This is a genomic window from Symbiopectobacterium sp. (genome assembly GCF_051710365.1).
Lineage (GTDB): Bacteria > Pseudomonadota > Gammaproteobacteria > Enterobacterales > Enterobacteriaceae > Symbiopectobacterium.
Genome location: NZ_JBPETA010000198.1, coordinates 1 through 5,486 on the forward strand (window position 1 = coordinate 1; position 5,486 = coordinate 5,486).

4 protein-coding genes and 1 pseudogene are annotated in these 5,486 nt (G+C 44.1%); all 5 read right to left on the minus strand.

All coding sequences use genetic code 11. The features are described from left to right. Window positions 1-176: 176 nt before the first annotated feature. A pseudogene (locus tag ACTBDZ_RS14680) lies at window positions 177-362 on the minus strand (flagella biosynthesis regulatory protein FliZ); the annotation flags it as partial. A gap of 320 nt (window positions 363-682) precedes the next feature. Next, entirely contained in the window at window positions 683-1,405 is a 723-nt protein-coding gene (locus ACTBDZ_RS14685; RefSeq protein WP_438815871.1) for an RNA polymerase sigma factor FliA, read from the minus strand. 450 nt (window positions 1,406-1,855) lie between these two features. After that, complete coding sequence (locus ACTBDZ_RS14690) at window positions 1,856-3,061, minus strand: acyl-CoA reductase (protein ID WP_438815872.1); 1,206 nt, start codon at window positions 3,059-3,061, stop codon at window positions 1,856-1,858. Then, a complete protein-coding gene (locus ACTBDZ_RS14695; protein ID WP_438815873.1) occupies window positions 3,045-4,124 on the minus strand; it encodes a LuxE/PaaK family acyltransferase in 1,080 nt (359 codons plus the stop codon). Before ACTBDZ_RS14695 ends, ACTBDZ_RS14690 begins: the two co-directional genes overlap by 17 nt. Continuing rightward, window positions 4,114-5,486, minus strand: a 1,373-nt coding sequence (locus ACTBDZ_RS14700) for an AMP-binding protein (RefSeq protein WP_438815874.1), incomplete at its 5' end; no start/stop codon positions are given. The genes ACTBDZ_RS14700 and ACTBDZ_RS14695, both read right to left, overlap by 11 nt.

The following is a 5,486-nucleotide window of genomic DNA, read 5'->3' on the forward strand; positions in this document are numbered from 1 at the left end:
TCAGTATTGGTGACAGACCACCACAAGTATCCAACCTCAATTCTGTTCACAAGACCATCGTTGATGTTCTCGGCGAGCGATACCGTCGAATTTATTCTTAAAGTAGGTGCGGAATGACGGTTACAAAAAACTTCGCTACAAAAACGACACACCGGAATAAGTTCATCTTGTAGCTACAGCCATACATCCTCTTCAATCAAGCGATCAAAATCACCCAAACTTTTTTTATTAATAAGCTGATTGCGAAACACCAGCGATACACGATCGAGGGGTTTCCTGCAATTTGAGCAGTGGGTTTGCTTATGTTTGAAGTCTTTCAAATAGCGGCTAAGAAGCTGTTTTTTTCGCGGTGAAGATAGCATGAATCCATTCCATGAGAGTGGATATCATTTTTACGCAGACCACTATGCAGCGGCGACATTATATGTCAATGACGCTGTAAGACGGCTTTGTTGAATAATAGGTAATCATGCTGTTTTTCCATGCCAGTTTTGGTTGAAAATGCTTGTCATCTCAGGTGTACAGTTTTCTCATGAGGCCTAACTGCATGATTTTGCGTTGCTAGGATCCGTCGTTTCACTGGGCTGCCAGCATAAAATCTATTTATTCAACAAAGCCCTGTAAGACATGCTTGAGCGTAAAGCCTGATATCCTTTGATAACACTATTCCTGCACGCAGTGGTTACTGTTCCTGCATAAGCTTCGCGCGCAGTCGCTTTATCGCCTGGCTATGCAACTGGCTGACACGAGATTCACCCACATCAAGAACGGCCCCAATCTCTTTCAGGTTGAGTTCTTCCTGGTAATAGAGCGTCAAAACCAATTTCTCACGCTCTGGTAAATTCTTGATAGCGTCCATCACGCGATGGCGTAAACTGCCTTCCATCAGCTGATGTAGCGGATTCGCTTCTTCATTGCCTTCCAGAAGCGCTTCAGCACTGTCGCCGTGTTCTTCACGCCATTCATCGTAAGAGAACAGCTGGCTATTATTGGTATCCAGCAATATCTGACGATAATCTTCCAGCGTGATGTTTAACGACTGCGCCACTTCTTGCTCCGTGGGCACGCGGCCAAGTTGCTGTTCCGCCTGTTGCATCGCCTGTGCCACTTCCCGCGCATTACGCCGCACACTGCGCGGCACCCAATCCCAGCTGCGCAACTCATCCAACATCGCGCCTCGGATGCGCTGCACGGCATAGGTGGTAAAGGCGGTTCCCTGCAAAGAGTCGAAGCGTTCAACGGCACTCAGCAGGCCAATGCCTCCTGCTTGCAGCAGATCGTCCAGCTCAACGCTCGCGGGAAGGCGAACCTGTAAACGCAAGGCTTCATGGCGCACTAACGGAACATAGCGCTGCCAGAGGGAATTCTTATCCATTGTGCCTTCGGCGGTATACAGATCGCTCACAGTGACAAATACCTACGATGATAGTGTTATCGACATTATTATGCGTTTGCGTAGAGTGTCCAATGCTGCGAATAGGGATGTAAATAGGGGGCTATTTGGGGTATGTGGCAATATCGGCATGCTATCAGCCCTTCACGAGGATAGCTGTATGAATAGCAGTCTAGTACGTGGGTTAGTCGCTTTGCCTGACAAAGAAGTTGATGCATGTAGACGAGGCTGTTTAGCTTTATTACTCAATAGCCCGTACCGGTGAACTAAAAATCTTTACGCAGCGACATATGATTGAATGACAGAACTCTACAATCGTAGCGAAACACAACGCCTATTGCATCGATTTGTCTAATTCTGAAAGAAAAAAGTCCCGGTTTGAGGCCAGGACTTTTAGGGGGAATATGGGTATTTATTGCCTGATTTATCTCAATGAATTGAGCGGCAACAACAGATCAAGTTTTAGAGTGTAAGATTGATGGTCCGTGAGAGCGTGTAAATCAGGTCATAACCATCCCATTGTAAACTGAAGTCCATACTTCTTCCCATAGGAACAATACGATCGACACCTTTGGGTTGATACTGAGAAAGAAAGGTAGCAAGCGTGTTATTGGTTATTCCCAACACAGAGATTGTCTGACAGCGCTCATCACACACAGGATATATTTCACTTATATCATGCGCCAGATACTCCATAAAATAGCCACCAGCGCCAGTGAAGCTCATCGTTTCTTCATCCAGGGAGTCCAACTGGACACGATAAACCAGATTTCTATCCCCAGATACTTTCGTTATCCCTTCACGTGCACTACTCAACAGGCAAAACTGAGTCAATTTTTTGATAGCGACAGCTTCCTGAAGGATATATCTCTCCTGAGAAAATGCTTCAAATTCAGCCCAAAATGTCGCACGTGCCGAGTTCACCTCATCATCGTGACCTAACCAGATAATTAACCCTGGCGAAGTGCAGGCATTTTGATCCGTCAAGAAAGTATCATTATAAAAATGTTCAGCTACAGCACGTTTATCCGGTACTGACAAATAATGAGCCGCATCCACCAATGCAAAAGAATAACGATTTGCGAAGGCAATATCGATGCTTCGCGCTGGCATAGGTGATTCGCGGAGCGCCATGATCGTGGCGTCACCTCCCCAGATCAACCGGCTATGACAACGTGCAGAAAGCCAATCATTAGTTGCTTTATCACGCTCGTAACGTATCAGGCAAATATAAGGTGAAATCTGCGGATACTCTTGCAATGTCATCTTTATTTCGTGACAAATGATATCTACCTGCTGAAAATCACGCGATGGCACCCTAACCACATTCGCATTGCCACTCAACAGCCCTGCAACCAGCGAGTAGGCGAAGTTGACGGCAACGTTCGAGGGGGCGATATGAAACGCGACACCACGTCCACAACGGGTCGACAAATCTGGGTATCCCTGTTTCATGCTTAATACAGAACTCTTGCGGCACCAAAAAGCAAAACTGATCACATCAGGATAGGTTTTCGCTAATGGATTAAGGAATAAGCGTTTTGCCAGACTGTTCAAAAAATCGATGATTTCTTCATCAAAGAGGGAGCGCGCGCGCAAACTATTCATCTGCTGGAGTGCAGTGATATTCCCCACCAAAAAAGAGATGTTCTCAAAATTGTGCTGCATAGGTATCACTACATCCTCGCAGTTCAGCATTTTTTACACGCCCAAGAATCTTGAAGTATTTGCCTTTACGACCACAAGGGCAATTGTCTTCTCCCAATATGACGCCCCGATCTTCGGTAAGAAGAGAGTGCCCAGGATATGATTCGGGGATCAGAGACAGCACCTGGATAATGCCCGGCTCTCCCTCAGCACATACCGAAAAATCGTTGTGATTGCGAATAATAATATCGGAGAAAATACTGGCATGCAGATGGCCTTCTTCACATTGCATGTAGATACAGCCAGTTTGTTCAACCATCCCATAATAATCGTGGACGCGTTGTATGCCACAAACTTGATTCAATGCAGCAACAAACCCAGTTGGAGAGACTGCTTCAGACTGTAATTTTTTCCAACCTCCACCATGGATTAATATGCCAGAGGAGAGATCTATTTTTTTATCGTTTGCAAGCAGCTGCTTATAGAAATGCTGCCATACCATAAAGGTAAAACCAAACAGCAAGATAGGTTTACCACGATGCTTATCCAGAAAAGCAAGGATTGTTGGAAAATCTAACTCCATATTATCATCCAACGCATAGGTCCTATCAGTACCAAAAATCGAAAAACCGAGGATACCGGCGCCACGGGCCGAAAAAAGTCGACGATCTTTCATGACCGATGGAGAATCGATAATCAACAATGGCAATCGCGATGGGCCAATAAAATCATTAACAATCTTTACCAAAGTCTTTTGTTGATTAGCAGCAGTTGCTTTATTCAGAAAGATCTTGGAAACGCGTTGTCCAGTAGTGCCTGAAGATGTCATTGTTTTTACGATCTGGTCCGAAGCAACGCTGGAAAGCACCATCTCTTTGAATAAAGAAACAGGAATAAAAGGAATATCTTCAACTGCCTGATAATTGACCTGTGCCAGGTTCAAGCCATTCAAAATGCGACGATAAGTCAAACAATGCGCATAATGATGTGCCGTCAGATCGGATAAACGCTGCAAAACCAAAGCGCGCTTTTCTTCTCTATTAAGTGAGTAAGGCAAGGAATGAAGAATATCATCATATTGCATTATAATATGCTTCCAGTTGTGAGTAGAGCGTTTTTCCCGCTCCATTTTTTGGAATGCTGTCGAGCGTGATAATCTTGAAGGCGATATGATTTAGTTGGGTCTGCTCAACCAAGAAACGTTTAACTTGGGCGCTAACACTATCATCCGTAATAAATACATACATTCTGTCATCAATGTCCGCGCACGCGCAGTGAATATCAGGAAAAGCGTCACGAAGTTGTATTTCAACCTCATCTAAACCGACTCGATTGCCAAAAATTTTGAGGAACCGTTTTTTCCGTCCCACAACATAATAATATCCTTCACTGTCAAAGCGAGCCATGTCACCGGTAGAAAGGCGCCCTTGAAATTCATTTCCCCTTTGAAGATCCTCACGGCATTCCGCGTACCCTAATACAACATTGTCCCCCCAATAAATCAGCTCACCAACCTCGCCCTCTTGGGCAATAAGGTTTCCGCGTTCATCACAGAGTGCAAATTCTCCGCCGGGGATCGCTTTACCTATACTGCCACATTTATCGATGGCTTTATCAGAGGGTAGGTACGCCATACGAGCCGTTGCTTCAGCAGCACCGTACATTACGACAAAAGATTTATTGTTATCCTTCGCATAATGCGCAAATACTCGGTGCAAATCAGGAGACAATTTCCCCCCTGCTTGCGTCAACGTTTTTAAATCAGGCAATGTTAATGATGTGAAACGGAGTCTTCTCAACATCTCATAAGTGAAAGGGACGCCAGCTAAAGACGTAATGCGATATTGTGTCATCTGAGCCCAAAAGTCTCTCTGCATCATAGTCGCTTTCGTAAGAAATAGGCTAGCCCCACGACTTAAATGAGAATTAATGACCGAAAGCCCATATGTATAATTCATGGGCAATGACGTAATAGCTCTTTCAGAGGCTGTAATGTTGAGATATTCAACAATAGATGCAGTATTGGCTGCTAAATTGGTATAACTTTGTCGTACTAATTTTGGACTACCCGTCGAGCCTGATGTGGTCAGCAGTAATGCCAATTCATCATGCATATCTGTTTGTTTTTTGGAAACACTTAACAACGAATATTCATGTGCTGTATAAAGAACAGGATAGGAGAATCGGTCAGATAGAGCTTGAGGAACATATATATAGTCAGGCTGATAAATTGATATATAATTATTAAGTTTTTCCTCGTTAATATCCTCATTGAGCATTAATGATACATGGCCATATTTTAAAGCCATCAAATATCCGATTAATGACCCCAAACAGTTAGCACTCAAGTTAAATATCAATGATCTTTTTTTTACATTCTGAGCAAGTCTGGAGCAAAATTCATCAATCTCTCGATAAGAGACTGTCTTACCTTGCTTACCTTGCT